Source organism: Pseudomonas sp. GW821-FHT09C10, from assembly GCF_059418085.1.
The window spans coordinates 1-26914 of sequence record NZ_JBWKPE010000025.1; the positions used below are offsets into that span (position 1 = coordinate 1).

Genomic DNA, 26914 nt, shown 5'->3' on the forward strand with positions numbered 1-26914 from the left:
CCGCGTCCAGGCCTCAAATGTGTAAACGATGTCCCCGGTTTCAGATGTAAACGATGTCTACGGTTCTACACCCCGATGGCGGTGTGTCAGTCACTCGATGAGTTGGCTGGTCCAGTGCTATCGGGGGCAAGCCCCCTCCCACATTGGGTTCTGCGTAGGCTTAAGGTCCAGGTTAGAACAGATCGATCGGCGCCGCCTCATCCGCCGGCAGCGGGCTGCCCGGTACGACGCCGTTGCCCAGTTCATTGACCGACGGCGGCGTATCTTCGCTCTTGAACAGTTCGAAGTACGCATTCGGCGTGCTCGGCGAGGCCGCACGGCCACTGACCGGGTCGATCCGCAGGCTGAGGATGCCTTCCGGCTCCGGTTGGGTGTGCAGCGGCTTGTCCTTCAAGGCCGCGCCCATGTAGCTCATCCAGATCGGCAGCGCGACGGTGCCGCCGAACTCGCGGCGGCCAAGGCTTTCCGGCTGGTCATAGCCGGTCCACACGGTGGTCACGTAGTCGGCGTTATAGCCCGAGAACCAGGCATCCTTGGATTCGTTGGTGGTACCGGTCTTGCCCGCGATGTCCGCGCGCCCCAAGGCCAGGGCGCGACGGCCGGTGCCTTTCTTGATTACGTCTTCCAGGATGCTGTTGAGGATATAGGTGGTACGGCCATCCACAATGCGCTCGGCCACGGCGGGTGCCTGCGGTTCGGTTGCAGCGGGATTGGTGGCTGGCGCGGTTCCTGGGGTCGGCTCGATGGTGATACCGCCATTGCCTGGCGCTGCCAGGCCATCCGTCGCAGCGATGCCGTTGACTACATCACCCGGCACGCGTGGCGGGTTGGCGGTGAACAGGGTGTCGCCGTTGCGGCTTTCGATCTTGTCGATCAGGTACGGCGCGATCTTGTAGCCGCCGTTGGCAAAGGTGCTCCAGCCGGTGGCGATTTCCATCGGCGTGAGGGTCGCGGTACCCAAGGCCAGGGACAGGTTCGGCGGCAGGTCCGACTTGTTGAAGCCAAAGCGCGTGATGTAGTCGATGGTCTTGCCGACACCCATCGCCTGCAGCAGGCGGATCGACACCAGGTTGCGTGACTTGTACAGCGCCTCACGGATACGGATCGGGCCAAGGAAAGTGTTGGTGTCGTTCTTCGGGCGCCAGACTTTGTCCAGGTACTCGTCGACGAACACGATGGGTGCATCGTTGACCAGGCTGGCGGCGGTGTAACCGTTATCCAGCGCGGCGCTGTAGATGAACGGTTTGAAGCTCGAGCCCGGCTGGCGCTTGGCCTGGGTGGCCCGGTTGTAGTTGCTCTGCTCGAACGCGAAGCCACCCACCAGGGCGCGGATTGCACCGTTCTGCGGGTCCAGCGATACCAGGGCGCCCTGGGCCAGCGGCACCTGGCTGAATTTCAGGCTGTCGTCCTTCTGGCGTTGCACGCGGATCAGGTCACCCACTTGCGCGACATCCGACGGTTGCTTCGGCATCGGGCCCATGCTGTTGGTGTTCAGGAACGGGCGCGCCCATTTCATGCTGTCCCAGGCCACGTGGGCTTCGCCGGTGCGGGTCAGCACCTGCACGCCATCTTTCTTCACCTGGGTGACGATGGCCGGTTCCAGGCCGCTGATCGCACGCTGTTTGCCCAGCTCGGCCGTCCAGGCGCTCAGGGTCTTGCCTGGCAGGCGCGACTCAGGGCCTCGGTAGCCGTGGCGCTGGTCGTAGGTGATCAGGCCTGAATGCACGGAATCATTGGCGATCTCCTGCAAGTCGCTCGGAACCGTCGTGGTCACGCGGAAGCCTTCGGTGTAGGCCTCGCTGCCGTAACGACCGACCATCTCCGCACGCGCCATTTCAGCGATATATGGGGCATTCACCTCCGGCGTCGGCACGTGGTAGCTGGCGTTCAACGGCTCGGCCACCGCACTTTCATAGGCGGCCTGGTCGATCTTGCCCAGCTTGTACATGCGCCCCAGGATCCAGTCGCGGCGCTCTTTGCTGCGCGCCGGGTTGGCCAGGGGGTTGAAGCGCGAAGGGGCTTTGGGCAGGCCGGCAATCATCGCCATCTGCGCCAGGCTGGCGTCACGAATCGACTTGCCGTAGTAGACCTGGGAGGCAGCCTCGATCCCGTAGGCACGGTTGCCCAGGTAGATCTTGTTGACGTACAGCTCGAGGATCTCGTCCTTGGTCAGCTGACGTTCGATCTGCAATGCCAGCAGGATTTCAGTGGCTTTGCGCGAAAAACTGCGCTCGCTGGTGAGGAAGAAGTTCTTCGCCACCTGCATGGTGATGGTGCTGCCGCCGGATTGAATGTGTCCGCTTTTTACCAGTTGCGTGGCCGCACGTACCAGGCTGCTGGGGTCGACGCCATAGTGGTTGGCAAAATTATCGTCTTCGGCCGACAGCAATGCGCTGATGAAATTAGGTGGAATGTCGGCAAAACGGATCGGTGTGCGGCGCATTTCGCCGAACTCCGCGATCAGCTTTTCATCGCTGCTGTAGACCCGCAAAGGAATCTGCAACTGGATACTTCTGAGGGCCTCTACGGAGGGTAAACCCGGACTAAGGTAGAGGTAGGCCCCGCTGAGTACGAGCAGCAGCCCGCAGACGATCGCGACAATGGAGTACCCGAAAAACTTCAGCAGACGGATCAAGGCTTTTGGATTTCCAGAGAAAAGAATGGGTTACGCGTCGGGGCATGCATGGCAAACGATGGATCGACCCGAGCTGCAGATAAAAAGCGGGGAAAAACGCTGGGCATTAAAGCATTTTTCGCCTTGGGGCGTCATTCGCGCCGGCTCAACAAGTCGACCGAATGCAGGGCTTCCGGCGGCAATCAGGCGTTAAGACAGGGAAAGCTTTGGGGAGTTTTATGGGAAAGGGATTTTTCAGGCGCAAAGTCGACACCGTCCTTGGCGTCGACATCAATGAGGCAGGTATCAAGCTGGTAGAGCTGAGCTGTTCAGCCAACCGTTACACCGTGCAGAGCTACGCCATACAGGCGCTGCCGGCCCAGGCGGTGGTCGACGGCGTCTGGCTGGACCTGGAAGGCATAGGCCATGCGCTGTACACGGCGCTGTCCCGGCTGCGCACGTCGGCCAGGCAGGCGGCGGTCGCCGTTTCCGGTCCTTCGGTCATTACACGGGTCATTGAAATGCAGGCGGGGCTTGGCGACGACGAAATGGCTCGGAGGATCCAGGTGGAGGCAGAGCAATACATTCCCTACCCGCTGGACGAGGTGGCGCTGGACTTTCAGGTCCAGGGGCCGTCGACGCAGGATCCCGCGCGGGTCGAGGTGTTGCTGGCGGCGTGTCTGAAGGAGCACGTCGAGGTTCGTGAAGCCGTGTTGGCCCTGGCGGGGCTGGTGCCCAGGGTGGTGGATGTCGAAGGGTTTGCATTGGCGCGCGCTTGCCGTCAGGATTTCGCCAGCTTCACGCCGGGTCATCGAGTCGATGGTGCCCAGTGGATCGTGGATGCCCCTGGGATGGGAGTCGCTTGCGGGTTGGCCCTGAGGAGTTTCGCTGGATGACACGAATCAATCTTTTGCCTTGGCGCCAGGCGCTGGCGGAGCGCAGGCGTAAATATTTCCTGATACTGCTGGTGGCGTTTGCCTGTGTCGCGCTCGCGACGGTGTGGCTGGCGGACCAGGTGATCGACCAGGCGATCGACCGGCAGGTGACGCGAAACGATCATGTGCGCAAGGACGTCGGCGTCCTGGACTCGCGTATCCAGACCATTGATGACCTCCAGTTGCAAAGCCAGCAACTGGCGGAACGCATGAAAGTCGTGCAGGACCTGCACGATAATCGCTCCGCCGGTGCACAGCTGCTGGATCAGTTGGCCCGTGCGGTGCCCGACGGTGTGCATTTGCATGAGGTCGTGGCGAAAGGCGATACGGTGAGTATCAGCGGCAGTGCTGAGTCCAGCCAGGATATTGCCCAACTGATGCGTCGCCTGGAGGCATCCGAAGGCGCCCACGCCACTCGCCTGCAGCATGTACGAACCGAAGGCGCTCGCGGCAACACTGAATTCCAGTTGATGGTGCGCCAGGGAGAATCTTCCGAGGCCCAGCCATGAGCCGGCCCAGGCTCGAATTTTCCGCGCTGACTCACAATGCTGCCAAATGGCCCTTACCTGGCAGGATCTTGCTGGGCTGTGCGCTTGCCGGCGTGGTGCTGTTGGTGGGCGACTTTGTGTGCCTCAGCCCGTCGCGGGAGCGCTTGCGCGAGGTCCAGGTGCAGGAAGTGAGCTTGCAGCAGCAACTTGCGGAAAAAGCCGTCCTGGCTGCCGATCTTGAAGAGCGGGCCCGCCAGGTCCAGCTTATGCAGGAGAAGGTCAGCGGGCTTTTGCAGCAAATGCCCGAAGAGTCCGAAATGCCCGGCTTTCTTGAAGACATCGCCAGGATGGCGCTGGCCAATGGTTTGCTGATTGAGAGCGTCACTCCGCTGGATAAGCTGTCTAGGCCGTTCTATCACGAGCAGCCCGTTCGCATCGGCGCCACCGGTACCTATCACGACCTGGCGGCCTTTGTGAGTGCCCTGGGCGGCCTTTCGCGAATCGCCACGGCGCACGACATTGCCATGCGACGGGATGGCAAGCTGCTGCACCTTGATCTGCTGGCCAAGACGTACTGGCATGAGCGACAAGGCATCAAGCGGGACGCGGCTGTCATGCAAGGGCAACCCTTTGTATACGGCGCTTCTGGTATTCGCGATCCGTTCCAGCCCATTGCCCTGCAAGTCGACCGCGCGCCAGGGCGGACGGCCGCTGCGCCGGACCTCGCTCGCCCGCGTGAAGCCTTGGAAGGCCACCCAGTGGATCAGTTCGAGATGGTGGGCACGTTGTCCCGTGGGGCGCAGACCTTCGCCTTGCTGCGCCAGGCTTCAACCGTGCATCGCCTGGCAGTCGGTGACTATCTGGGGCCGGATCATGGTCGAGTCACAGCGATTCATGACGGCCATATCGAATTGATCGAGTTATTTCCCGATGAACAGGGGGCATGGCTGGAGCGCCCGCGAACCCTCTTGCTAAACGTCAACTCATAACGGAATCAAACAATGAAAAGGACTTTCTCGTCCTTCGGTGTGGCGCTATGGATAGCGTTCACGGCACCGATGGCTGCTGCTGTGCCCAATCGTGTGGACCTGATCCAGCTACCGCCTCCCGGCAGCGCGGTTTCGGGCGCCTATGGCGGGGACAAATTGAACCTCAACTTCCAGGACATCGGGCTGCGCGCTGCCTTGCAGCAAATCGCCGACGTGGCGGGCCTCAATCTGGTGGTCGGCGATGACGTACAGGGCTCTATCACCCTGCGGCTCAAAGACGTGCCCTGGGATCAGGCGCTGGACCTGGTGCTGCAAACCAAAGGCTTGGATAAACGGATAAAGGCTGGTGTCCTGCTGGTGGCGCCGGCCGAGGAGTTGGCTGCACGGGAACTGCTGGCGCTTGAATCACGCAAGCAGATGGCCGACCTGGCGCCGCTGCGCCGTGAGCTACTGCAAGTCAACCACGCCAAGGCGGCAGACCTGGCCAAGCTGTTTCAGTCGGTGAGCGGCTTTGAAGGCACGACCGATGAGCGTGGTTCAGTGGCAGTGGATGACCGCACCAATAACATCATTGCCTACCAGACCGGCGAGCGCCTGGAAGAGTTGCGGCGGATCGTGGCGCAACTGGATGTGCCGGTGCGCCAGGTGATGATCGAAGCGCGGATTGTCGAGGCCAATGTCGACTACGACAAAAGCCTGGGTGCGCGCTGGGGTGGGCGGCTCACTCGCGGGAATTGGGCTGCCGGGGGTATCCAGAAGCCTTTGCCGGACGGTGCTCAGGCGCCGGAAAACGTGCCCGGCTCGCCATTTGTCGACCTGGGTTCACTCACGGGTACATCAGGCCTGGGCATTGCCTTCATCACCGATAACCTCCTGCTGGACCTGGAACTGACCGCCATGGAGAAAACCGGCAATGGCGAAATCGTCTCGCAGCCCAAGGTGGTCACTTCCGACAAGGAAACCGCGCGCATTCTGAAGGGCACCGAAATTCCCTATCAGGAATCCACCTCCCAGGGTGCTACCTCGGTGTCGTTCAAGGAGGCGTCCCTGTCGTTGGAGGTCACGCCGCAGATCACCCCCGATGACCATGTGATCATGGTGGTCAAGGTCACCAAGGATGAGCCCGACTATCTCAACAAACTCAACGACGTACCGCCGATCAAGAAAAACGAGGTGAATGCCAAGGTGCTGGTCAAGGATGGCGAAACCATCGTCATCGGCGGGGTTTTCTCCAATACCCAAAGCAAAGTGGTAGATAAAGTGCCATTTTTGGGCGATGTGCCGTATCTTGGCCGCCTTTTCCGGCGCGATGTGCTGGCGGAGAAAAAATCCGAGCTGCTGGTATTCCTGACTCCGCGTATTATGAATAACCAGGCGATTGCTGTGAGTCGTTGATTCTGTGCGAAATTTGATTCTTGTAGGACCGATGGGGGCTGGAAAAAGCACCATCGGCCGATTGCTGGCCAAAGAGCTGCGCCTGCCATTCAAAGATTCCGACAAGGAAATTGAATTGCGCACGGGTGCCAATATCCCATGGATCTTCGATAAGGAAGGCGAGCTGGGCTTTCGCGACCGCGAGCAGGCGATGATTGCCGAGCTGTGCGGCTGCGATGGCGTGGTATTGGCCACCGGCGGCGGCGCGGTGATGCGCGATGAAAATCGGCGGGCGCTGCATGCCGGCGGTCGGGTGGTCTATCTGCATGCGTCGGTCGAGCAGCAGGTGGGGCGTACCGCCCGTGATCGCAATCGTCCTTTGCTGCGCACGGCGAACCCGGAAAAAACCTTGCGCGACCTGCTCGCGCTGCGCGATCCGCTGTATCGGGAAATCGCCGATCTGGTGGTGGAAACCGATGAGCGGCCGCCTCGGATGGTGGTTCTCGACATTCTCGAGCGCCTGCAACGGCTGCCACCCCGTTAAAGCCAGGCCCGAAATGCGCTATTCTCGGCGGCGCGCTATCACCCTGCGGGGTGTGGCGTAGAGCCATCAGGCAACGTCAGATCTCGACGTTACCGGTCGTCAATACATCTTCAACGCGGGGACACATGCAGACACTTAAGGTCGATCTAGGCGAGCGCAGCTACCCGATCCATATTGGCGAAGGTCTGCTGGACCAGCCCGAATTGCTGGTCCCGCACATTGCCGGGCGGCAAGTGGCAATCATCTCCAACGAGACGGTCGCGCCGCTGTATCTTGAGCGTCTGAGCCGCAGCCTGGCGGCGTACTCAGTGATCTCCGTGATTCTGCCCGATGGCGAAGCCCACAAGAACTGGGAAACCCTGCAACTGATCTTTGATGGCCTGCTGACCGCACGCCATGACCGCCGAACCACCGTGATTGCCCTGGGCGGCGGTGTGATCGGCGACATGGCCGGCTTTGCGGCGGCCTGCTACCAGCGCGGCGTGGACTTTATCCAGGTGCCGACCACCCTGTTGTCCCAGGTCGATTCGTCGGTGGGCGGCAAGACCGGCATCAACCACCCCCTGGGCAAAAACATGGTCGGCGCGTTCTACCAGCCCCAGGCCGTGCTGATCGACACCGCGACCCTCAACACCTTGCCACCGCGGGAGCTGTCGGCGGGCCTGGCGGAGGTCATCAAGTACGGGTTGATCTGCGACGAACCCTTCCTGGCCTGGTTGGAAGAACATGTGGACGCCCTGCGCGCACTCGACCAGGTGGCGCTCACCGAGGCGATTTCCCGCTCCTGCGCCGCCAAGGCGCTGGTGGTGAATGCCGACGAGCGGGAGTCCGGTGTGCGGGCCACCTTGAACCTGGGCCACACCTTCGGCCATGCGATCGAAACCCACATGGGCTATGGTGTGTGGTTGCATGGAGAGGCTGTAGCGGCTGGCACAGTGATGGCATTGGAGATGTCGCAACGTCTGGGCTGGATCAGCGCCCAGGAGCGTGATCGCGGTATTCGCCTGTTCCAGCGTGCCGGTTTGCCGGTTATCCCGCCGGAAGAGATGACCGAGGCGGACTTCCTCGAACATATGGCAATAGACAAGAAAGTGATCGACGGTCGCCTGCGACTGGTGCTGTTGCGCCATATGGGCGAAGCGGTAGTGACCGACGATTATCCGAAAGAGATTTTACAGGCCACGCTGGGAGCGGATTACCGCGCCCTGGCTCAGCTGAAAGGTTAATAAGATCCCGATGACTAGTTTGCATGCCGACGAGGCGTTCCTCGGCCATTACCAGTTAAGCCACGACCCTTTTGCTCCACGGGTGCCTGGTTTCAAATTTTTCCCAGCCCAGCGCAAGCCGGTGCTGGGGCAACTGCACCATCTCGCGCGCTACAGCCAGCTGCTGCTGGTTGTCACGGGCCCGTTGGGCAGCGGCAAGACCTTGCTGCGCCAGGCCCTGGTGGCCAGTACCAACAAACAGTCCGTACAGAGCGTGGTGGTGTCGGCCCGTGGTGCCGGTGATGCGGCTGGCGTGCTGCGTCAGGTAGCCCAGGCGCTGGATGTCGCCACTGCCGAGCCGAATGCGATTCTCAAGCAGGTGGTGCAACTGGGTCTGACCGGCCAGGAAGTCTACCTGCTGGTGGATGACGCCGAGCAGCTCGACGAATCCGCCCTGGAAGCGCTGCTGGCGCTGGCGGCGGGCACGCCGGAAGGTCGCCCCCATGTGTTCCTGTTCGGTGAATCGTCGTTGATCGCCGATCTGGAGCAGATCAGCGGTGATCAGGAGCTGTTCCACGTTATCGAACTGCAGCCGTACGAAGAGGAAGAAACTCGGGAATACCTGGCTCAGCGCCTCGAAGGCGCAGGGCAGGGCATCGAACTTTTCTCCGCTGCGCAGATCTCTGATATTCACGAAAGCTCCGACGGCTGGCCTGGCACCATCAACCAGGTCGCCCGCGATGCCATGATCGAAGCCATGATTGCCAGCCGCTCCGCGGTCAAGCGTCCAAAGATGGGGTTCACTATGCCTAAGAAGCACGTATTGGCAATTTCCGCCGTTGTCGTGGTTGCGGTTGCCGCCGCCTGGTTGATTCCGGGTCGCAGCAAGGCACCGACTACCGCCGGTGCGCCAACCGAACAGGCGCAGTTGCCACTGGGCAAGCCCACGCCGAATGTCGAGTTCGCCAATTCCGGTCAGCCGACCAACCTGCCGATGGTGGGCCAGCCGGTGATGCGTGGCCCGCTCGCCGAAGAAGCCGGTGGTATCTCCGAAGGCGACGACGGCGTGCCGGTGGAAGGCTCCAGCGCCACACCGCCGACCGTGACCACTACTGCGCCACCTGCGGGCGTTCCCGCAGGTACCCCTGCGACCCCTGTGGCGCCAGCCGCCAAGCCGACCCCGACCCCGGCGCCGACCGTTGCCACAGCCAAGCCTGCGGCGCCAGTGGCGAAGCCGGCTCCGGCTCCGGCGCCAGCCGCCAAACCGGCCGAAAAGCCGGCAGCCACCGTCGCCAAGGCCGGCAGCAGCTGGTACAGCAGCCAGCCCACCGGCAACTTTGTCGTGCAGATCCTCGGCACCAGCTCCGAAGCCAACGCCCAGGCGTTCGTGAAAGAGCAGGGCGGCGAATACCGTTATTTCAAGAAAGTGCTCAACGGCAAGCCTCTCTACGTGATCACCTACGGCAGCTTCCCAAGCCGTGCCGCAGCTGATTCCGCCATCAAAGCCTTGCCAGCGAAGGTTCAGGCTGGTAAACCTTGGCCTCGCACTGTCGCCAGCGTTCAACAAGAACTGGCAGCAACTCGCTGAAGATCCGGCGGCCTTACCCAGGCCGCCCTCCCGGCACCTCAAAAAAGATCGCAAGGCGTGCAGCCCCTCCAGGCCGCGCGCTTTGTGGTGTCTGCGTTACAGTAGCTTTTGAGTCGTAGCGGTCAGAATTAAAAAAGTTTTGACTAGCACAGCATATCGCTTTAAACCTTTCATAAATGCGACATAGATTTGCGACATTTCGTCGCTAAATTTGTGAGCGTTCGTGTCGGTGTGTACAATGACCTCCCTTTTGCCCCCGCTAAGCCGGCGTACGTTCGGCGTGGAAGGTAACCGGTTGAATTGAAAAGAAATTTGCCTCGATATAAGAGGCAGCCTGGTGAGAAAGTGTCTATGAAAGCAGGTCTGTACCAACCCGATGAATTCAAGGATAACTGCGGTTTCGGCCTGATAGCCCATATGCAGGGCGAGCCCAGTCATACCCTTTTGCAAACGGCCATCGAGGCCCTGACCTGCATGACCCACCGCGGTGGGATCAACGCCGACGGCAAGACCGGTGACGGTTGCGGCTTGCTGATTCAAAAGCCCGACCAATTCCTGCGCGCGGTCGCCAAAGAGCATTTCGCGGTCGACCTGCCCAAGCAGTACGCCGTGGGCATGGTGTTTTTCAACCAGGACCCGGCCAAAGCCGAAGCTGCTCGCGAGAACATGAACCGCGAGATCGTCGCTGCCGGCCTGCAGCTGGTGGGCTGGCGCAAAGTGCCGATCGACACCAGCGTGCTCGGCCGCCTGGCCCTGGAGCGCCTGCCGCAGATCGAACAAGTGTTCATCGCAGGCGACGGCCTGAGCGACCAGGATATGGCGATCAAGCTGTTCACCTCCCGTCGTCGCTCGTCCGTGGCCAACGCCGCCGATGCCGACCACTACATCTGCAGTTTTTCCCACAAGACCATCATTTATAAAGGCCTGATGATGCCGGCGGACTTGACCGCCTTCTATCCAGACCTGAGCGATGAGCGCCTGCAAACCGCCATTTGTGTGTTCCACCAGCGCTTCTCCACCAACACCCTGCCGAAATGGCCGCTGGCCCAGCCATTCCGCTTCCTCGCCCACAACGGCGAGATCAACACCATCACCGGCAACCGCAACTGGGCCGTGGCCCGTCGCACCAAGTTCGCCAACGATTTGATGGACCTGGAAGAACTCGGCCCGCTGGTCAACCGTGTGGGCTCCGACTCCTCCAGCATGGACAACATGCTCGAACTGATGGTCACCGGCGGCATCGACCTGTTCCGTGGCGTGCGCATGATCATTCCGCCTGCGTGGCAGAACGTCGAGACCATGGACCCGGACCTGCGTGCATTCTACGAGTACAACTCGATGCACATGGAGCCGTGGGACGGCCCGGCCGGCGTGGTCATGACCGACGGTCGCTACGCGGTGTGCCTGCTCGACCGTAACGGTCTGCGCCCGGCCCGCTGGGTCACGACCACCAACGGTTTCATCACCCTGGCGTCGGAAATCGGCGTGTGGGACTACAAGCCGGAAGACGTGATCGCCAAAGGCCGTGTAGGCCCTGGGCAGATCCTGGCCGTGGACACCGAAACCGGCCAGATCCTCGACACCGACGCCATCGACAATCGCTTGAAGTCCCGTCACCCGTACAAGCAATGGCTGCGCAAGAACGCCCTGCGCATCCAGGCGACCATGGAAGACAACGACCACGGTTCGGCGTTCTACGACATCGACCAGCTCAAGCAGTACATGAAGATGTACCAGGTCACGTTCGAAGAGCGCGACCAGGTGCTGCGCCCGCTCGGCGAGCAAGGCTACGAGGCGGTCGGCTCCATGGGCGACGACACGCCGATGGCCGTGCTGTCCCAGCGCGTGCGCACGCCGTACGACTATTTCCGCCAGCAGTTCGCCCAGGTGACCAACCCACCGATCGACCCGCTGCGCGAAGCCATCGTGATGTCCCTGGAAGTCTGCCTCGGTGCCGAGCGCAACATCTTCCAGGAGTCGCCTGAGCACGCCTCCCGCGTGATCCTCAGCTCGCCGGTCGTTTCTCCGGCCAAGTGGCGTTCGCTGATGACCCTGGAGCGCCCGGGTTTCGACCGCCAGATCATCGACCTGAACTACGACGAGAGCCTCGGCCTTGAAGCCGCTGTGCGCAACGTCGCCGACCAGGCCGAAGAAGCCGTGCGCGCCGGGCGTACCCAGATCGTGCTGACCGACCGTCATATCGCTCCGGGCAAATTGCCGATCCACGCGTCCCTGGCCACCGGCGCGGTGCACCACCGCCTGACCGAAAAAGGCCTGCGCTGCGACTCCAACATCCTCGTGGAAACCGCTACCGCTCGCGACCCGCACCACTTTGCGGTGTTGATCGGCTTCGGCGCCTCGGCGGTGTACCCGTTCCTCGCTTATGAAGTGCTGGGTGACCTGATCCGTACTGGTGAAGTGCTGGGCGACCTCTACGAGGTGTTCAAGAACTACCGCAAGGGCATCACCAAGGGCCTGCTGAAGATCCTGTCGAAGATGGGCATCTCCACCGTCACCTCCTACCGTGGCGCGCAGCTGTTCGAAGCCATCGGCCTGTCGGAAGAAGTCTGCGAGCTGAGCTTCCGTGGCGTGCCGAGCCGCATCAAGGGTGCGCGATTCGTCGACATCGAAGCCGAACAGAAAGCCCTGGCCGCCGAAGCCTGGAGCGCGCGCAAGCCGATCCAGCAAGGTGGCCTGCTCAAGTTCGTGCACGGTGGCGAATACCACGCCTACAACCCGGACGTGGTGAGCACCCTGCAAGCCGCCGTGCAGCAGGGCGACTACGCCAAGTTCAAGGAATATACCGCGCTGGTGGATAACCGCCCGGTGTCGATGATCCGCGACCTGTTCAAGGTGAAGACCCTGGATACGCCGCTGGCTATCAGCGAAATCGAACCGCTGGAATCGATCCTCAAGCGCTTCGACTCTGCCGGTATTTCCCTCGGCGCCTTGTCGCCTGAGGCCCACGAAGCCCTGGCCGAAGCCATGAACCGCCTGGGTGCGCGTTCCAACTCCGGTGAAGGCGGTGAAGACCCGGCGCGCTACGGCACGATCAAGAGCTCGAAAATCAAGCAGGTTGCCACTGGCCGTTTCGGTGTGACCCCGGAATACCTGGTCAATGCCGAAGTGCTGCAGATCAAGGTGGCCCAGGGCGCCAAGCCCGGTGAGGGCGGCCAGCTGCCGGGCGGCAAGGTCAATGGCCTGATCGCCAAGCTGCGTTATGCGGTACCGGGCGTGACCCTGATCTCGCCACCGCCGCACCACGACATCTACTCGATTGAAGATTTGTCGCAGCTGATTTTCGACCTGAAACAAGTCAATCCGCAGGCCCTGGTCTCGGTGAAGCTGGTAGCAGAAGCGGGCGTCGGTACCATCGCCGCCGGCGTGGCCAAGGCCTATGCCGACCTGATCACCATCTCCGGCTACGACGGCGGCACCGGTGCATCGCCGCTGACCTCGATCAAGTACGCCGGCGCACCGTGGGAACTGGGCCTGGCGGAAACCCACCAGACCCTGCGCGGCAACGATCTGCGCGGCAAAGTGCGGGTGCAGACCGACGGTGGCCTGAAGACCGGCCTCGACGTGATCAAGGCCGCGATCCTCGGCGCCGAGAGCTTCGGTTTCGGCACCGCGCCGATGATCGCCCTGGGCTGTAAATACCTGCGCATCTGCCACCTGAACAACTGCGCCACCGGCGTCGCCACTCAGAACGAAAAGCTGCGCAAGGACCACTACATCGGCACCGTCGACATGGTGGTGAACTTCTTCACCTACGTCGCCGAAGAGACCCGTGAGTGGCTGGCCAAGCTGGGTGTGCGTTCCCTGGAAGAGCTGATCGGGCGCACCGACCTGCTGGACATCCTCGAAGGCCAGACCGCCAAGCAACAGCACCTGGACCTGACGCCGTTGTTGGGCAGCGATCACATCCCGGCAGACAAGCCACAATTCTGCCAGGTGGATCGCAACCCGCCGTTCGACAAAGGCCTGCTGGCCGAGAAGATGGTCGAAATGGCCGGTTCCTCGATCAACGACGCCATTGGTGGCGAATTCGCCCTGGATATCTGCAACTGCGACCGTTCCATCGGCGCACGCATCTCCGGCGAAATCGCACGCAAGCACGGCAACCAGGGCATGGCCAAGGCGCCGATCACGTTCCGCTTCAAGGGCACTGCGGGCCAGAGCTTCGGCGTGTGGAACGCCGGCGGCCTGCACATGTACCTGGAAGGCGACGCCAACGACTACGTAGGCAAGGGCATGACCGGCGGCAAACTGGTCATCGTTCCGCCCAAAGGCAGCGTCTACAAGACCCAGGACAGTGCCATCATCGGCAACACCTGCCTGTACGGTGCCACCGGTGGCAAGCTGTTCGCCGCCGGTACGGCCGGTGAGCGTTTCGCCGTGCGTAACTCCGGTGCCCACACCGTGGTGGAAGGCACTGGGGATCACTGCTGCGAGTACATGACCGGGGGCTTTGTCGCGGTACTGGGCAAGACCGGTTACAACTTCGGTTCGGGCATGACCGGCGGTTTCGCCTACGTGCTCGACCAGGACAACACCTTCGTCGACAAGGTCAACCACGAGTTGGTCGAGATCCAGCGGATCAGCGGCGAAGCCATGGAATCCTACCGGAACCACTTGCAGCACGTGCTGGACGAGTACGTCGAGGAGACCGGCAGCGAATGGGGGCGTAACCTCGCCGAAAACCTCGATGACTACCTGCGTCGTTTCTGGCTGGTCAAGCCCAAGGCTGCCAACCTGAAATCGTTGCTTTCCAGCATCCGTGCCAACCCGCAGTGATATGCGCCTGAAGAGTTTGATGAGGTTTTAACATGGCTGAACGTCTGAATAACGACTTCCAGTTCATCGATGTCGGGCGCAAAGATCCGAAGAAGAAACTGTTGCGTCAACGCAAAAAAGAGTTCGTGGAAATCTACGAGCCCTTCAAACCCCAGCATTCGGCCGATCAGGCCCACCGCTGCCTGGGTTGCGGTAACCCGTATTGCGAATGGAAGTGCCCGGTGCACAACTTCATTCCCAACTGGCTCAAGCTGGTGGCCGAGGGCAACATCCTCGCCGCCGCCGAGCTGTCCCACCAGACCAACACCCTGCCGGAAGTCTGCGGCCGGGTGTGCCCGCAGGACCGTCTGTGCGAGGGTGCCTGCACCCTGAACGACGGTTTCGGCGCGGTGACCATCGGTTCGGTGGAGAAGTACATCACAGATACCGCGTTCGCCATGGGCTGGCGTCCGGACATGTCCAAGGTCAAGCCGACCGGCAAGCGTGTCGCGATCATCGGTGCGGGCCCGGCGGGCCTGGGCTGTGCCGACGTGCTGGTGCGCGGCGGCGTGACCCCGGTGGTGTTCGACAAGAACCCGGAAATCGGCGGCCTGCTGACCTTCGGCATCCCCGAGTTCAAGCTGGAAAAGACCGTGTTGAGCAATCGCCGCGAAGTCTTCACCGGCATGGGCATCGAGTTCCGCCTGAACACGGAGATCGGCAAAGACGTGACCATGGAGCAGCTGCTCGCCGAATACGATGCCGTGTTCATGGGCATGGGCACCTACACCTACATGAAGGGCGGCTTTGCCGGTGAGGACCTGCCGGGCGTTTACGACGCGTTGGACTTCCTGATCGCCAACGTCAACCGCAACCTGGGCTTTGAAAAGTCGCCGGAAGATTTCGTCGACATGAAGGGAAAGAAGGTCGTGGTCCTCGGCGGCGGCGACACCGCGATGGACTGCAACCGTACCTCGATCCGCCAGGGCGCCAAGTCGGTGACCTGTGCGTATCGTCGTGACGAAGCCAACATGCCCGGCTCGCGCAAAGAGGTGAAGAACGCCAAGGAAGAAGGCGTGAAATTCCTCTACAACCGCCAGCCGATCGCCATCGTCGGTGAAGACCGCGTCGAAGGCGTGAAGGTGGTCGAGACCCGTCTCGGCGAACCGGACGCCCGTGGCCGCCGCAGCCCCGAGCCGATCCCGGGCTCCGAAGAGATCATCCCTGCCGACGCCGTGGTCATCGCCTTCGGTTTCCGCCCAAGCCCGGCGCCGTGGTTCGAGCAGTTCGAGATCCAGACCGACAGCCAGGGCCGTGTTGTCGCCCCGGAACAAGGCCAGTACAAGCACCAGACCAGCAACCCGAAAATCTTCGCCGGTGGCGACATGGTGCGCGGCTCTGACCTGGTGGTGACGGCGATCTTCGAAGGCCGCAATGCCGCCGAAGGGATCCTGGACTACCTGCAAGTCTGACCCTGATCCCAGGTTGAAATGGGATCAAAATGTGGGAGGGGGCTGGCTGTGGTGAGGGGGCTTGCCCCCCGTCGGGTTCACCGCAGATCAAAGGGGCTGCTTCGCAGCCCGGCGCGGGACAAGCCCGCTCACCACAGCCAGCCCTCTCCCACATTTGTTTTGTGCTGTGTTCAAGCTACCGCGACAAATTGACCCGATAGACAAAAGGCACCGCTCTTGCCGTGCCTTTTGCGTCGCGCTCTGAGAAAATGCCCGCACTTTTTTTGCGGATGCCGACATGACTGCCCTCAAGAACGACCGTTTCCTTCGTGCCCTGCTCAAGCAACCCGTGGACGTCACCCCCGTGTGGATGATGCGTCAGGCCGGTCGCTACCTGCCGGAATACCGCGCCAGTCGCGCCCACGCCGGCGACTTCATGAGCTTGTGCATGAACCCGGAGTTCGCCTGCGAAGTCACCCTGCAGCCACTGGACCGCTACCCACAGCTGGACGCGGCCATCCTCTTCTCCGACATCCTCACCATCCCCGACGCCATGGGCCAGGGCCTGTACTTCGAGACCGGCGAAGGCCCGCGTTTTAAGAAAGTCGTCAGCACCCTGGCCGATATCGAAGCCCTGCCGATCCCCGACCCGCACAAAGACCTTGGCTACGTGATGGACGCCGTCAGCACCATCCGCCGCGAGCTGAACGGCCGCGTGCCGCTGATCGGCTTCTCCGGCAGCCCATGGACCCTGGCCACCTATATGGTCGAGGGCGGCTCGTCGAAAGACTTCCGCAAGACCAAGGCCATGCTCTACGACAACCCGCAAGCCATGCACCTGCTGCTGGACAAGCTGGCCCAGTCGGTTACTTCCTACCTCAACGGCCAGATCATGGCCGGTGCGCAAGCCGTGCAGATCTTCGATACCTGGGGTGGCAACCTGTCGGCGGCGGCGTACCAGGAATTCTCCCTGGCCTACATGCGCAAGATCGTCAGCGGCCTGATCCGTGAACACGAAGGCCGCAAAGTGCCGGTCATCCTGTTCACCAAGGGCGGTGGCCTGTGGCTTGAAAGCATCGCCGACGCTGGCGCGGATGCACTGGGCCTGGATTGGACCTGCGATATCGGCGAAGCCCGTCGTCGTGTCGGTGGCAAGGTCGCGCTGCAAGGCAACATGGACCCGACCGTGCTGTACGCCAAGCCGGAAGCGATCCGCACCGAAGTCGGCCGCATCCTGGCCAGCTACGGCACAGGCAGCGGCCACGTGTTCAACCTCGGCCATGGCATCACTCCGGAAGTGAACCCGGACCATGCGGGTGCGTTTCTGCAGGCCGTGCACGAGCTGTCAGCGCAATACCACCCGTAATACTCCCGCCTGAATCGGATCCCCCTTTGCCTGGCGAAGGGGGATTCGCTGCGTTTCAGCGTTCGTTAAGTCCTGCCTTGGTAGTGTGGGTGCTTTGGGATTTCTCCTACAGCCTCCGGTAACTTGCCTCGGTAAAAATCCTACCCGACTCTTCCTCTCGCCAGTGCATGGCGTTCATTGTCAGGTGATCTCAGGATGAACACTTCAGCGTATTCAACGAGCCAGAAACTGCTGCATTGGGTTTCGGCTGTCATTATTGTGTGGGCGTTATTGTCGGGTTTTTTCGTGGCGGTATTCAGCGTGCCCGCCTCGGTCAAGGCGTGGGTGGCGTTCTTCAATGTGTCGCTGACCACTGTCTATATTCCGGTGTTTGTCTTGCGGGTCTATTGTTCCTTTGCCCACGGCCTGGATTTTTCCGTCAAGCGAACACTGCAGGAATACCTGGCGTTGCTGGTTCACAAGGCCATGTACCTGGTGCTCGCCGTGGTGTTGGCGACCGGCGTGCTGATGATGGATCGCCCGATCAATATCTTTAACCTGCTCTCCATCGCCCCCCTCGACCACGACCCGGCCCGCATCGCCCTGTATACCCGTGTGCATGTGCTCTCGTGTGTGGGGTTGCTGCTGATGCTGGTCCTGCATATCGGCGCCGTAGTCATGCATGAGCGCCGGGGCAAGCGGGTGATGGCGCGGATGTTGTTCAAGGCGCCGGTTGTTCAAGGGGCGGTCAGCGGCGGCAACTTCGCCAGTTTCAACGCCACCAGCAACGCACCCATCAACAGCGCCACGATAAACGCGCCGATGCCGTTCCATCCACCGAAGTGCCAGAAGAATCCGCCCGCTGTCCCGGCGATGCTTGAGCCTACGTAATAGCAAAACAGATACAGCGATGACGCCTGCCCCTTGGCTTTCACCGCGCGGCGCCCGATCCAGCTGCTGGCCACCGAGTGGGCGCCAAAGAAGCCGAAGGTGAAGATCAGCATGCCCGGCACCACCAGCCAGAGTGGGGTGAACAGGGTCAGGGCCATGCCGGCGAGCATCAGCACGATGGTGGCCCAGAGCACGCGGCGGCGGCCGAGGCGGTCGGCCAGGGAGCCGATTTTCGCCGAGCTGTAGATGCCCGAGAGGTACACCAGCGACAGCAGGCCCACCACGGCCTGGCTCAGGTCATAGGGGTCGGCCAGCAGGCGATAGCCGATGTAGTTGAACATCGTCACGAATGCGCCCATCAGCAGGAAGGCTTCAAGGAACAGCCACGGCAGGCCGGCATCCTTGAAATGCATGACGAAGCCATCCACCAGGCTGCGCGGCTTGAGGCTGCTGGCGCGGAAGTTGCGCGATTCGGGGAGGATCTTCCAGAACACCGTGGCGGCAATCAGCGCCAGGGCGCCGATGATCAGCATTGCGGTGTGCCAGCTGACGAAGTCGATCAGTACACCGATGATCAGGCGTCCGCTCATGCCCCCGATGGCGTTGCCGCCGATGTACAGGCCCATAGCCAGGCCGATGTGCTGGGGGTGGATTTCTTCGCTCAGGTACGTCATCGCCACGGCAGCCAGGCCGCTCAAGGACAGGCCCACCAGCGCACGCATCAGCAGAATCCCTTCCCAGGACGGCATCAGGCCGCTGGCGATGGTCGCCAGCGCGGCGCAAAACAACGCGGCGACCATCACCGGCTTGCGGCCCAGGGTGTCGGAAATCGGCCCGGTGATCAGCAAACCCAGCGCCAGCATCGCCGTCGCCACTGAGAGGATCAGGCTGCTTTGTGCGGCATTGATCGAGAACTCGTGGGACAGCGCCGGCATCATCGGCTGCACGCAATACAGCAGGGCGAACGTGGCGAAGCCGCCGGAGAACAGCGCCAGTACCGTGCGCATGAACATCGGCGTGCCTTTTTCGATGTACGCGTCATTGAGCTGCGCCACCACCTCATCCAGGGCGGTGGGCGGGACTTCTTGGGCGAATGGAGCGACAGCAGATTTCACGGAGACCTCGGGGAGGAAAAGCCTGCCAGGACTGGCAATGCAAAAAAGAATATAGCTGGCTAATGATTCTTTCCAATATATTGTTCGACACGTTTGATAGCTTTTACGACCTAATGAGGCTGGCATGGAACTACGTCACCTGCGGTACTTCATTGCCGTTGCCGAAGAACTGCACTTCGGCCGTGCCGCGCAGGTGCTGGGCATCTCGCAACCGCCATTGAGCCAGCAGATCCAGGCGCTGGAGCAGGAGGTGGGGGCTCGGTTATTCGAGCGGACCAATCGTCGGGTAGAGCTGAGCGAGGCCGGGCGCTTGTTCCTGCACGAGGCGCGACTGGTACTGGCCCAGGTCGACAAGGCGGCGGATGTGGCCCGCCGTGCACAGTTGGGGGAGCTGGGCGAGCTGAAGATCGGCTTCACCTCGTCGGCGCCGTTCAACTCCACGATTCCGCAGGCGATCTTCGCGTTTCGCCAAGCCTTCCCGGCGGTGCACCTGAACCTGCAGGAAATGAGCAGCACCGAAGTGGCCGAATCGCTGGTGGATGAGTCGATCCAGGTTGGACTGATGCGGCCGCTGCCGTTGCCGGATTCATTGACCGTCATCGAGCTGATGCGTGAACCGCTGGTCGCTGTGTTGAATGCCGGTCATCCGTTGGTGGAGGGCAGCGAGAGCGGCCTGCACTTGGCGCAACTGGCGCAGGAGCCGTTTGTGTTTTTTCCGCGCACTTACGGCAGTGGCCTGTATGCCCAACTGCTGAACCTGGCCCGCGATGCCGGCTTCAGCCCGCACTTCGCCCAGGAAGCGGGGGAGGCGATGACCATTATCGGTTTGGTGGCGGCGGGGTTGGGGGTGTCGGTGTTGCCGGCGTCATACCAACGGATACGGATCGATGGCGTGGTGTATCGCACCTTGTTGGATCAGGAGGCGGTGACGGCGGTATGGCTGGTGCAGCGCAAAGGCGCACAAACGCCGATGGCGAAGGCGTTTGTGGAGTTATTGACGCGTAAGGCGGTGCAATAGCTCACCGTGAACGGGCTCGCCACAGCGGTTGTGCCTGGCTTTGGTTTTACTTCGACGTTCCCGTCTGCTCGAACAACTGCGCCGCCGACCCTGCCTCACCACTCACGCCATTGCTGCGCAATCCCGCCATGATGTCGCTGTCCAGGTTGTTCACCCAACGGTTGTAGTTGCGATGGATCTTGCCGTCCTTGTAGCCCAGTTGGCGGCTGTCGCGGTAGGTGATGGCGTAGCTGTTGCGGGTGTAGCGGATGTCGATGGCCGCGTAGTACTGGTTGCGCACGGTGATCTCGGCCTGTACCAGCTGCGGGCTCAGGCGTTGCACCGTCCATTCGCGTTTTTGCAGGGCGTTGACGATCACCGCTTTCATTTTCTCTTCACTGAGCTGGGCGTCGGCCGGCAGGTCGTGCTGGGTGTTGAGGATCGGTTTGCTGGTACAGCCGGCGGTGGTCAGCAGGGCCAGGGTGATCAGCGTAGCGCGTAGCAAGGAAGACATTCCGTATTCTCCAATCGATTAAAAGTCAGGACCAGCGGCGGAAGATCAGCGACGTATTGACGCCGCCAAAGGCAAAGTTGTTGTTCATCACGTAGTCGTGGTGCATCTCGCGGAATTCACCCTGCAGGTAATCCAGTTCGCCGCATTGCGGGTCGACGGAGTCCAGGTTGAAGGTGTGCACGTACTGGTCGCGGTTCATCATCTCGATGCTGAACCACGATTCCAGTGCACCGCAGGCGCCCAAGGTGTGGCCGAGGAAGCTTTTCTGCGAGCTGATGGGCATGCGGCTGCCGAACAGGCTGCTGGTGGCCTGGGTCTCGGCGATATCGCCCTGGTCGGTGGCGGTGCCGTGGCCGTTGACGTAGCCGATGGCGGCCGGCTCCAGGCCCGCATCTTCCAGGGCCAGCTCCATGGCGCGGCGCATGGTTTTCTGTTCCGGGCGCGTGGTGTGCTGGCCGTCGGCATTGCTGCCGAAGCCGACGATCTCGGCATGGATATGCGCGCCCCGCGCCAGTGCGTGTTCCAGCTCTTCGAGCACCAGCATGCCGCCGCCTTCGCCGATCACCAGGCCATCGCGGCCACTGTCGTAGGGGCGTGGGCTGGTTTGTGGCGCGTCGTTCTTCAGGCTGGTGGCATACAGCGCGTCGAACACCATGGCTTCGGTGGGGCACAGCTCCTCGGCGCCGCCGGCGAGCATCAACGGCAGGCGGCCGAACTTGATCGCTTCATAGGCATAGCCGATGCCTTGGCTGCCGCTGGTACACGCGCTGGACGTGGGGATCAGCCGCCCGGTGAGGCCAAAGAAGATGCTGATATTCGCCGCTGTGGTGTGGGGCATCATGCGCACGTAGGAGTTGGCGTTCAGCCCCTCGGCCACCGAGTTCAGCAACATATTGCCGAAGGCCTTGATCTCATCGGTACTGCCGGTGGACGAGCCACAGGCCACGCCCATGCGCCCGTCCTTGATCGACTCGTCGCCGAGCAAGCCCGCGTCCTGCAACGCCTGTTCCGCCGCCCACACCGCCAGGCGCGAGACACGGCCCATGCTGCGCAGCTGCTTGCGCGTCCAATGGGCGGGCACGACGAAATCATCGACCGGCCCGGCCAGGCGCGTGTTCAATTCGGTAAAACGCTCCCACTCGTCCATGCGTCGGATGCCGCTGCGGTTGGCGCGGAAGTTGGCGGCGATGGTGTCCCAGTCGCTGCCCAGGGAGGTCACGCCGGCCATGCCGGTGACGACGACGCGTTTCATCAGCACAGGCCTCCATTCACGGCCAGGACCTGGCGCGTGATATAGCCGGCTTCGGCCGACATGAGGAAATTCACTGCACCGGCGACTTCTTCCGGGGTGCCCATGCGTTGCGCCGGGATCATCTTCATCAGTTCTTCCACCGGTACGTTTTCATCCAGCATGGCGGTGTCGATCAAACCGGGGGCGACGCAGTTGACGGTGATCCTGCGCTTGCCCAGTTCGATGGCGAGGGCCTTGGCCGCACCGATCAGGCCGGCCTTGGAGGCACTGTAGTTGACCTGGCCACGGTTGCCGATCAACCCGGATACCGAGGTGATGCACACGATACGCCCGGCCGCGCGACGACGAATCATCGGCATCATCACCGGGTGCAGCACGTTGTAGAAGCCATCCAGGTTGGTGCGCATCACCACGTCCCAATCGTCTTCCGACAAGGCCGGGAAGGCGCCGTCGCGGGTCAGGCCGGCGTTGAGCACCACGCCGTAATAAGCACCGTGTTGCTCAACATCGGCTTCAAGGATCTGCTTGCACGCGGCGCGGTCCGCCACATCGAATTGCAGCACCCGCGCCTGGCGGCCCAGGGCCTCGATCTCGACCTGTACCGCGCAGGCTTCGGCCCGACCGCTGCGGCAATGCAGCACGATGTCATGCCCGGCCTGGGCCAGGCGCAGGGCAATGGCGCGGCCGATGCCACGGCTGGAGCCGGTGACCAGTACGGGTTCAGTCATGGCGTTTCGTCCTTCGATTCATCTAAATAGTTGGCCGCCTGGGGCGGTCGAAATACGTTCAAGCGCGCACTGGCCTGGATACCGATACCGGTGAGGTGGCATTCGAACACACCCATGCCGTTGTCGTCTTCCAGGGAACGCAGGCCGTGGATGTTCAACTCGGCGCCGGCCGGGAAGTGTTCCACGTTGCACTCGAACTTGCGTGTGCCGAGCAGGAAGCCCAGTTCCACCGCTTCACCCTTTTGACGGGCGCGGCAGCCGGCGTAGGCGGCGACGCTCTGCGCCATCAACTCGATGCCGACCCAGGCCGGCAGGCTGCCGTCAGGGCGGTTGAACAGGCCGCCGGGCTTGACGGTGAGGCGGGTGTGAATCTGCTCTTCATCGAACGACAGCACCTGGTCGATCAGGATCATGTCGCCGGCGTGGGGCAGCAGTTCGGCGAGTGGCCAATCGGTCATGGGGCCTCTCCGATTATCAGGCTGACATTGTTGCCGCCGAAGGCAAACGAGTTGCTCATCAGGCAGCGTTTTTCCAAGGTGTCCCCCGCCTGCGCCCATTGCAGGGCGGGCAGCGCGGGGTCGGCCTGGCCGTCCCACACATGGGGCGGCACCCGGCCATGGGCCAGGCTCAGCCAGCAGAACGCGGCTTCCAGCGCGCCGGCCGCGCCCAGGGTGTGGCCGCTCATGGGTTTGGTCGACGAGCAGGCCACGCCGTCGGGGAACAGGCTGGCGACGGCCAGGCTTTCCATGGCGTCGTTGTGTTGGGTGGCGGTGCCGTGCAGGTTCAGGTAGCCGATCTGCCCGGGCTGCACGTTCGCACTGGCCAGGGCCTTGCGCATCGCCTGCAACGCGCCTTTGCCGGTGGGTTCCGGCGCGGAGATATGGTGCGCATCGCAACTCGCACCGCTGCCCAGCAGGGCGATCGCCGCAGGCGCTTTAGTCATCAGGAACAGCACCGCCGCTTCGCCGATATTGATGCCGTTGCGGTTCACCGAAAACGGGTTGCAGCGTTCATTGGACACGGCTTCCAACGCGCCGAACCCATTGAGGGTCAGCTTGCACAGGCTGTCGACGCCGCCGCAGAGCACCGCGTCGCACACTCCCAGGTCGAGCAGGCGTTGTGCGCTCATCAAGGCCCGGGCGCTGGAGGTGCAGGCGGTGGAAATCACATAGGCCGGGCCGCTCAGTTGCAGCCAGTCGGCGAGAAAATTCGCCGGGGCGCTGAGTTCCTGTTGCTGGTAGTCGTAGTCGCTGGGGAAGTGCTGATCGCGCAGGTACTGGGCGATTCCACGGCTGGCTTCGTCGATGCCGGAGGTGCTGGTGCCGAGCACGACCCCGACCCGCGAGGCGCCATAGCGGTGGATCGCCTGGCGAATCTCGCCCTGGATCTGCAGCGCCGCCTCCAGCAGCAGTTGGTTATTGCGGCTGCTTTGCTGGCCGAGTTCTGTCGGAATGGTCGCCAGCTCGCCGTGCACACTGCCTACCGGCAGCGTGCGCTCCGGCACCCAGCCGCTCTCGGCGCGCATCCCCGAGCAGTCGCCGGCAAACAGGCTGCGACTGACGGCGGCCTGGCCACGGCCGAGGGCGCAAATCACGCCGAGGGCGTTGAGGTAGGCGCTCATCGGGCGGCACCGAGTGGCGTGATGCGGTAGCTCAAGGGCTGGCCGCTCATGTTCACACTGAAGACTTCTGACGATTGGTAGACGATCTGCCAATGGCCCGGCAGGGTGCGCGTGAGGTCCATCGCCTGGGCGCCGGGGTAGAGCGCGCGTACGTCATCGGCCGAGGTCAAGGCAAACAACAGTGCGGCAAACAGCTCGCGGGCCTGGGGATTGGGCGGCAGCAGACCGTCGGCCTGCCACTGGCCATCGATCAGTTTCTGCCGGGCCTGGGGAATGCCCAGGGGGTCCATCATCGACCAGCGGAGTGCGCCGCCTTCGCGTTGGATCACCAGCAGCCAGTCCTGGCTCTGGCCGTCCGCCAGGCGCTGCACATGCAGCTGTATCGGCAAGGCCAGGGTCGGGGTTTTTTCAGGCAGCGGCGGCTGGCTGGCGCAGGCGCTCAGCAGCAACAGGCAACCGATCAACAGGCTGCGCATCATGGTGCGGCGCTCGCCAGGGGTTTGCGCGCCACGCAGTTGACCAGGGTTTCCTCACGCTGGCCCACCGGCGGCGGGTTACGCAGGCCCCAGCGCTCCAGCAGGCCGAAGTCGCGGGAACGGCTCCACCACAGGTAGGGGTACGAAACGTTCTGCGGGCCGAACTCAAAGCCCTGCTCGCGGAGCATCTGCAGGTACTCTTCGGCGCTTTTCTGCACATGCATGGGATGGCGGAACAGCCAGCGAATGACCCAGGTGTCGATATAGGCTTCGGTGGATTCGGCAAACAGCAAGTAACCGCCCGGCTTGAGCACCCGGTAAAACTCCTTGAGTGCGCGATGCTGTTCAACCAGGTGATGGAAGGTCTGGTGGCAGAACAGGATGTCGACGCTGGCGTCCGGCACATCGAGGGTGGCGCAGTCGCTGCCGATCAATTCGATGGCCAAGCCCTGGCGCGCGGCTTCGGCCTTGCTCAGCTCCAGGCTGTGGGGGTCGGCATCCAGGCCGATCAGGCGCGCGGGGGCAAACACCTGCTGCAGGTATTGGAATGACTTGCCCTGGCCGCAACCGGCGTCCAGCAGCACCGGCGCCTCGGGCAACGGGTCGGTGAACAGGCTGCGCAGGTCGTTGATTGCCACGCGCAATACATGGTGCTGCCAGGTATGGCTGCGCAGGAACCAGAAGCCGAAGCGGGTTTCTTCGACGTAGTTTTTACTCAGGTATTGAGACGTCATACCGGTTCACTCGCGCAAATTTCCGACAACATCCGCAAGCGCCGCTTGGGCTCGCTGACAAACGGGTTGCGTTCGTCCCACGCGTAACCTGCGAGGATCGAACTGATCATCCGGCGAATGTCCGGTGAGCTGCCGGGATGGAAAATCACATCCTGGAAGGTGCCTGCATACCAGCCTTCGACATAGCAGCGGAAGGTGTCGACACCGCGCTTGAGCGGCTCGGCAAACTCGGTTTGCCAGTCCACGGTCTCGCCTTTGAGCTGACGATGCAGCACGCCGGCGGCCATACTCGCCGAGCGCATGGCGATGGTCACGCCGGAGGAGAACACCGGGTCGAGGAATTCCGCCGCATTGCCCAGCAGCGCAAAGCCGGGGCCGTGCAGGGTTTTGACGTTGGCCGAGTAGCCGCCGATGGTGCGCGCGGGGGTATCCCACACAGCGTGGCGCAGTACACCGGACAGGCTTGGGGTTTCATCGATAAAACCCCGCAGGCAAGCGTCGAGATCGCTGTCGCGGCCGTCGAAATGCTCCTTGGCCGCGACCACACCCACTGAGCAACGACCGTTGCTGAACGGGATGGTCCAGAACCAGATGTCGCGCTTCGTAGGGTGCGTGGTGACCAGGATCTTGGTGCGGTCGAAGCCTGGGTGTTCGATGCGGTCTTCAACGTGGGTGAACACCGCCTGGCGCAGCGGGAAATTCGACGGCGCCTCCAGGTCGAGCAGGCGCGGCAGCACGCGGCCGTAGCCGCTGGCATCAAGCACGAACTTGGCCTTGATGTGGTACTCGCTGCCGTTCTCGCGGCGCACATGCAGGTAGCGGCACTCACCGGAGAAATCCACGCCGACGATGGTTTCGCCGTAGCGGATGTCGACGCCTTGCTGTGCGGCCTGATCGGCCAGCAACTTGTCGAACTCGCCGCGCTGCACCTGGAAGGTAGTGGGCTTGCCGTTGCTGAAGGTGTCACCGAAATCGAACGCGCTGTAACGCTCGCCCCAGGCGAACGCGGCACCTGTTTTTACCTGGAAACCCGCCGCGTTCACGGCATCGAGCATGCCGGCTTCCTCGATAAAATCGATGCAGTGCGACAGCAGGCTTTCGCCGATCGAGAAGCGCGGAAAATGCTGGCGCTCGATGATCAATACATCATGCCCTTTGCGTTTAAGCAGTGCGGCGGCAATCGCGCCGGATGGCCCGGCACCAATCACCACGACCTGGCGACGTTCCATTTCAACTATGGGCACGAGGGCTCCTTGCCGCTTTGGCGATAACTACAT

20 protein-coding genes and 2 pseudogenes are annotated in these 26914 nt (G+C 62.3%); 12 read left to right on the forward strand and 10 right to left on the reverse strand.

The genetic code is table 11. The features are described 5' to 3' along the window. Positions 1–172: 172 nt before the first annotated feature. Positions 173–2632: a penicillin-binding protein 1A gene (locus AC07OT_RS30215; RefSeq protein WP_371263358.1), complete on the reverse strand. Its 2460-nt coding sequence runs from the start codon at positions 2630–2632 to the stop codon at positions 173–175. A 221-nt stretch (positions 2633–2853) separates the two neighbouring features. On the opposite strand from AC07OT_RS30215, the gene pilM reads away from it, so the two are divergent. The 11 genes and pseudogenes from pilM to AC07OT_RS30270 form a co-directional block, all read left to right on the forward strand. Then, the gene (gene pilM / locus AC07OT_RS30220) at positions 2854–3510 is read left to right on the forward strand and encodes a type IV pilus biogenesis protein PilM (RefSeq protein WP_495109803.1); all 657 of its coding nucleotides are present in this window, start codon (positions 2854–2856) and stop codon (positions 3508–3510) included. Continuing rightward, on the forward strand, positions 3507–4058 hold the full coding sequence (locus AC07OT_RS30225) for a PilN domain-containing protein (protein WP_495109804.1): 552 nt from the start codon (positions 3507–3509) through the stop codon (positions 4056–4058). Before pilM ends, AC07OT_RS30225 begins: the two co-directional genes overlap by 4 nt. Next, on the forward strand, positions 4055–5026 hold the full coding sequence (locus AC07OT_RS30230; RefSeq protein ID WP_495109805.1) for a pilus assembly protein PilP: 972 nt from the start codon (positions 4055–4057) through the stop codon (positions 5024–5026). Before AC07OT_RS30225 ends, AC07OT_RS30230 begins: the two co-directional genes overlap by 4 nt. Before the next feature lie 138 nt (positions 5027–5164). Continuing rightward, positions 5165–6421: pseudogene (locus AC07OT_RS30235) on the forward strand (type IV pilus secretin PilQ); the annotation flags it as partial. Positions 6422–6425: 4 nt separating this feature from the next. Then, complete coding sequence (gene aroK, locus AC07OT_RS30240; protein ID WP_003171222.1) at positions 6426–6944, forward strand: shikimate kinase AroK; 519 nt, start codon at positions 6426–6428, stop codon at positions 6942–6944. 125 nt (positions 6945–7069) lie between these two features. Further along, positions 7070–8170, forward strand: a complete 1101-nt coding sequence (gene aroB / locus AC07OT_RS30245; protein WP_495109806.1) for a 3-dehydroquinate synthase — start codon at positions 7070–7072, stop codon at positions 8168–8170. A gap of 10 nt (positions 8171–8180) precedes the next feature. Beyond that, a complete protein-coding gene (locus AC07OT_RS30250; RefSeq protein ID WP_495109807.1) occupies positions 8181–9737 on the forward strand; it encodes an SPOR domain-containing protein in 1557 nt (518 codons plus the stop codon). A 351-nt stretch (positions 9738–10088) separates the two neighbouring features. Then, complete coding sequence (gltB, locus tag AC07OT_RS30255; RefSeq protein WP_027605001.1) at positions 10089–14534, forward strand: glutamate synthase large subunit; 4446 nt, start codon at positions 10089–10091, stop codon at positions 14532–14534. 32 nt (positions 14535–14566) lie between these two features. Further along, positions 14567–15985 (forward strand): FAD-dependent oxidoreductase, encoded by a 1419-nt coding sequence (locus AC07OT_RS30260; protein WP_027605000.1) that lies wholly within the window; start codon positions 14567–14569, stop codon positions 15983–15985. A gap of 277 nt (positions 15986–16262) precedes the next feature. After that, positions 16263–17330, forward strand: coding sequence for a uroporphyrinogen decarboxylase (gene hemE, locus AC07OT_RS30265; protein WP_495109808.1), 1068 nt, complete (start codon positions 16263–16265; stop codon positions 17328–17330). 195 nt (positions 17331–17525) lie between these two features. Further along, positions 17526–18020 (forward strand): annotated as a pseudogene (locus AC07OT_RS30270) (cytochrome b/b6 domain-containing protein); the annotation flags it as partial. A gap of 26 nt (positions 18021–18046) precedes the next feature. Here the strand turns inward: AC07OT_RS30270 and AC07OT_RS30275 are convergent. Beyond that, positions 18047–19267 (reverse strand): MFS transporter, encoded by a 1221-nt coding sequence (locus AC07OT_RS30275; RefSeq protein WP_370671259.1) that lies wholly within the window; start codon positions 19265–19267, stop codon positions 18047–18049. A gap of 172 nt (positions 19268–19439) precedes the next feature. Here AC07OT_RS30275 and AC07OT_RS30280 point away from each other — a divergent pair, with 172 nt between their 5' ends. Continuing rightward, positions 19440–20333: a LysR family transcriptional regulator gene (locus tag AC07OT_RS30280; protein ID WP_115486461.1), complete on the forward strand. Its 894-nt coding sequence runs from the start codon at positions 19440–19442 to the stop codon at positions 20331–20333. A gap of 46 nt (positions 20334–20379) precedes the next feature. Here the strand turns inward: AC07OT_RS30280 and AC07OT_RS30285 are convergent, their stop codons facing one another. Genes AC07OT_RS30285 through AC07OT_RS30320 form a run of 8 tightly spaced genes read right to left on the reverse strand, consistent with a single transcriptional unit; the run spans position 20380 to position 26881 of the window. Continuing rightward, complete coding sequence (locus AC07OT_RS30285; protein ID WP_495109809.1) at positions 20380–20826, reverse strand: hypothetical protein; 447 nt, start codon at positions 20824–20826, stop codon at positions 20380–20382. 25 nt (positions 20827–20851) lie between these two features. Then, complete coding sequence (locus AC07OT_RS30290) at positions 20852–22078, reverse strand: beta-ketoacyl-ACP synthase (protein WP_027604993.1); 1227 nt, start codon at positions 22076–22078, stop codon at positions 20852–20854. Next, entirely contained in the window at positions 22078–22806 is a 729-nt protein-coding gene (gene fabG / locus AC07OT_RS30295) for a 3-oxoacyl-ACP reductase FabG (RefSeq protein WP_065925701.1), read from the reverse strand. Before fabG ends, AC07OT_RS30290 begins: the two co-directional genes overlap by 1 nt. Next, positions 22803–23264 carry a hotdog family protein gene (locus AC07OT_RS30300; protein WP_495109810.1) on the reverse strand — a complete coding sequence of 154 codons (462 nt, stop codon included), beginning with the start codon at positions 23262–23264 and terminating at the stop codon, positions 22803–22805. Before AC07OT_RS30300 ends, fabG begins: the two co-directional genes overlap by 4 nt. Then, positions 23261–24427, reverse strand: coding sequence for a beta-ketoacyl-[acyl-carrier-protein] synthase family protein (locus AC07OT_RS30305; RefSeq protein ID WP_495109811.1), 1167 nt, complete (start codon positions 24425–24427; stop codon positions 23261–23263). The genes AC07OT_RS30300 and AC07OT_RS30305 overlap by 4 nt, the downstream gene beginning before the upstream one ends. Next, entirely contained in the window at positions 24424–24906 is a 483-nt protein-coding gene (locus AC07OT_RS30310; protein ID WP_495109812.1) for a hypothetical protein, read from the reverse strand. Before AC07OT_RS30310 ends, AC07OT_RS30305 begins: the two co-directional genes overlap by 4 nt. Further along, a complete protein-coding gene (locus tag AC07OT_RS30315) occupies positions 24903–25637 on the reverse strand; it encodes a class I SAM-dependent methyltransferase (protein ID WP_253493012.1) in 735 nt (244 codons plus the stop codon). Before AC07OT_RS30315 ends, AC07OT_RS30310 begins: the two co-directional genes overlap by 4 nt. Then, on the reverse strand, positions 25634–26881 hold the full coding sequence (locus AC07OT_RS30320) for an NAD(P)/FAD-dependent oxidoreductase (RefSeq protein WP_495109813.1): 1248 nt from the start codon (positions 26879–26881) through the stop codon (positions 25634–25636). Before AC07OT_RS30320 ends, AC07OT_RS30315 begins: the two co-directional genes overlap by 4 nt. Positions 26882–26914 lie beyond the last annotated feature (33 nt).

Coding starts and splice junctions, on each gene's coding strand:
- pilM (WP_495109803.1), top strand. CDS start 2,854: ATGGGAAAGGGATTTTTCAGGCGCAAAGTCGACACCGTCCTTGGCGTC.
- AC07OT_RS30225 (WP_495109804.1), top strand. CDS start 3,507: ATGACACGAATCAATCTTTTGCCTTGGCGCCAGGCGCTGGCGGAGCGC.
- AC07OT_RS30230 (WP_495109805.1), top strand. CDS start 4,055: ATGAGCCGGCCCAGGCTCGAATTTTCCGCGCTGACTCACAATGCTGCC.
- aroB (WP_495109806.1), top strand. CDS start 7,070: ATGCAGACACTTAAGGTCGATCTAGGCGAGCGCAGCTACCCGATCCAT.
- AC07OT_RS30250 (WP_495109807.1), top strand. CDS start 8,181: ATGACTAGTTTGCATGCCGACGAGGCGTTCCTCGGCCATTACCAGTTA.
- gltB (WP_027605001.1), top strand. CDS start 10,089: ATGAAAGCAGGTCTGTACCAACCCGATGAATTCAAGGATAACTGCGGT.
- AC07OT_RS30260 (WP_027605000.1), top strand. CDS start 14,567: ATGGCTGAACGTCTGAATAACGACTTCCAGTTCATCGATGTCGGGCGC.
- hemE (WP_495109808.1), top strand. CDS start 16,263: ATGACTGCCCTCAAGAACGACCGTTTCCTTCGTGCCCTGCTCAAGCAA.
- AC07OT_RS30280 (WP_115486461.1), top strand. CDS start 19,440: ATGGAACTACGTCACCTGCGGTACTTCATTGCCGTTGCCGAAGAACTG.
- AC07OT_RS30285 (WP_495109809.1), bottom strand. CDS start 20,826: ATGTCTTCCTTGCTACGCGCTACGCTGATCACCCTGGCCCTGCTGACC.
- AC07OT_RS30290 (WP_027604993.1), bottom strand. CDS start 22,078: ATGAAACGCGTCGTCGTCACCGGCATGGCCGGCGTGACCTCCCTGGGC.
- fabG (WP_065925701.1), bottom strand. CDS start 22,806: ATGACTGAACCCGTACTGGTCACCGGCTCCAGCCGTGGCATCGGCCGC.
- AC07OT_RS30300 (WP_495109810.1), bottom strand. CDS start 23,264: ATGACCGATTGGCCACTCGCCGAACTGCTGCCCCACGCCGGCGACATG.
- AC07OT_RS30305 (WP_495109811.1), bottom strand. CDS start 24,427: ATGAGCGCCTACCTCAACGCCCTCGGCGTGATTTGCGCCCTCGGCCGT.
- AC07OT_RS30310 (WP_495109812.1), bottom strand. CDS start 24,906: ATGATGCGCAGCCTGTTGATCGGTTGCCTGTTGCTGCTGAGCGCCTGC.
- AC07OT_RS30315 (WP_253493012.1), bottom strand. CDS start 25,637: ATGACGTCTCAATACCTGAGTAAAAACTACGTCGAAGAAACCCGCTTC.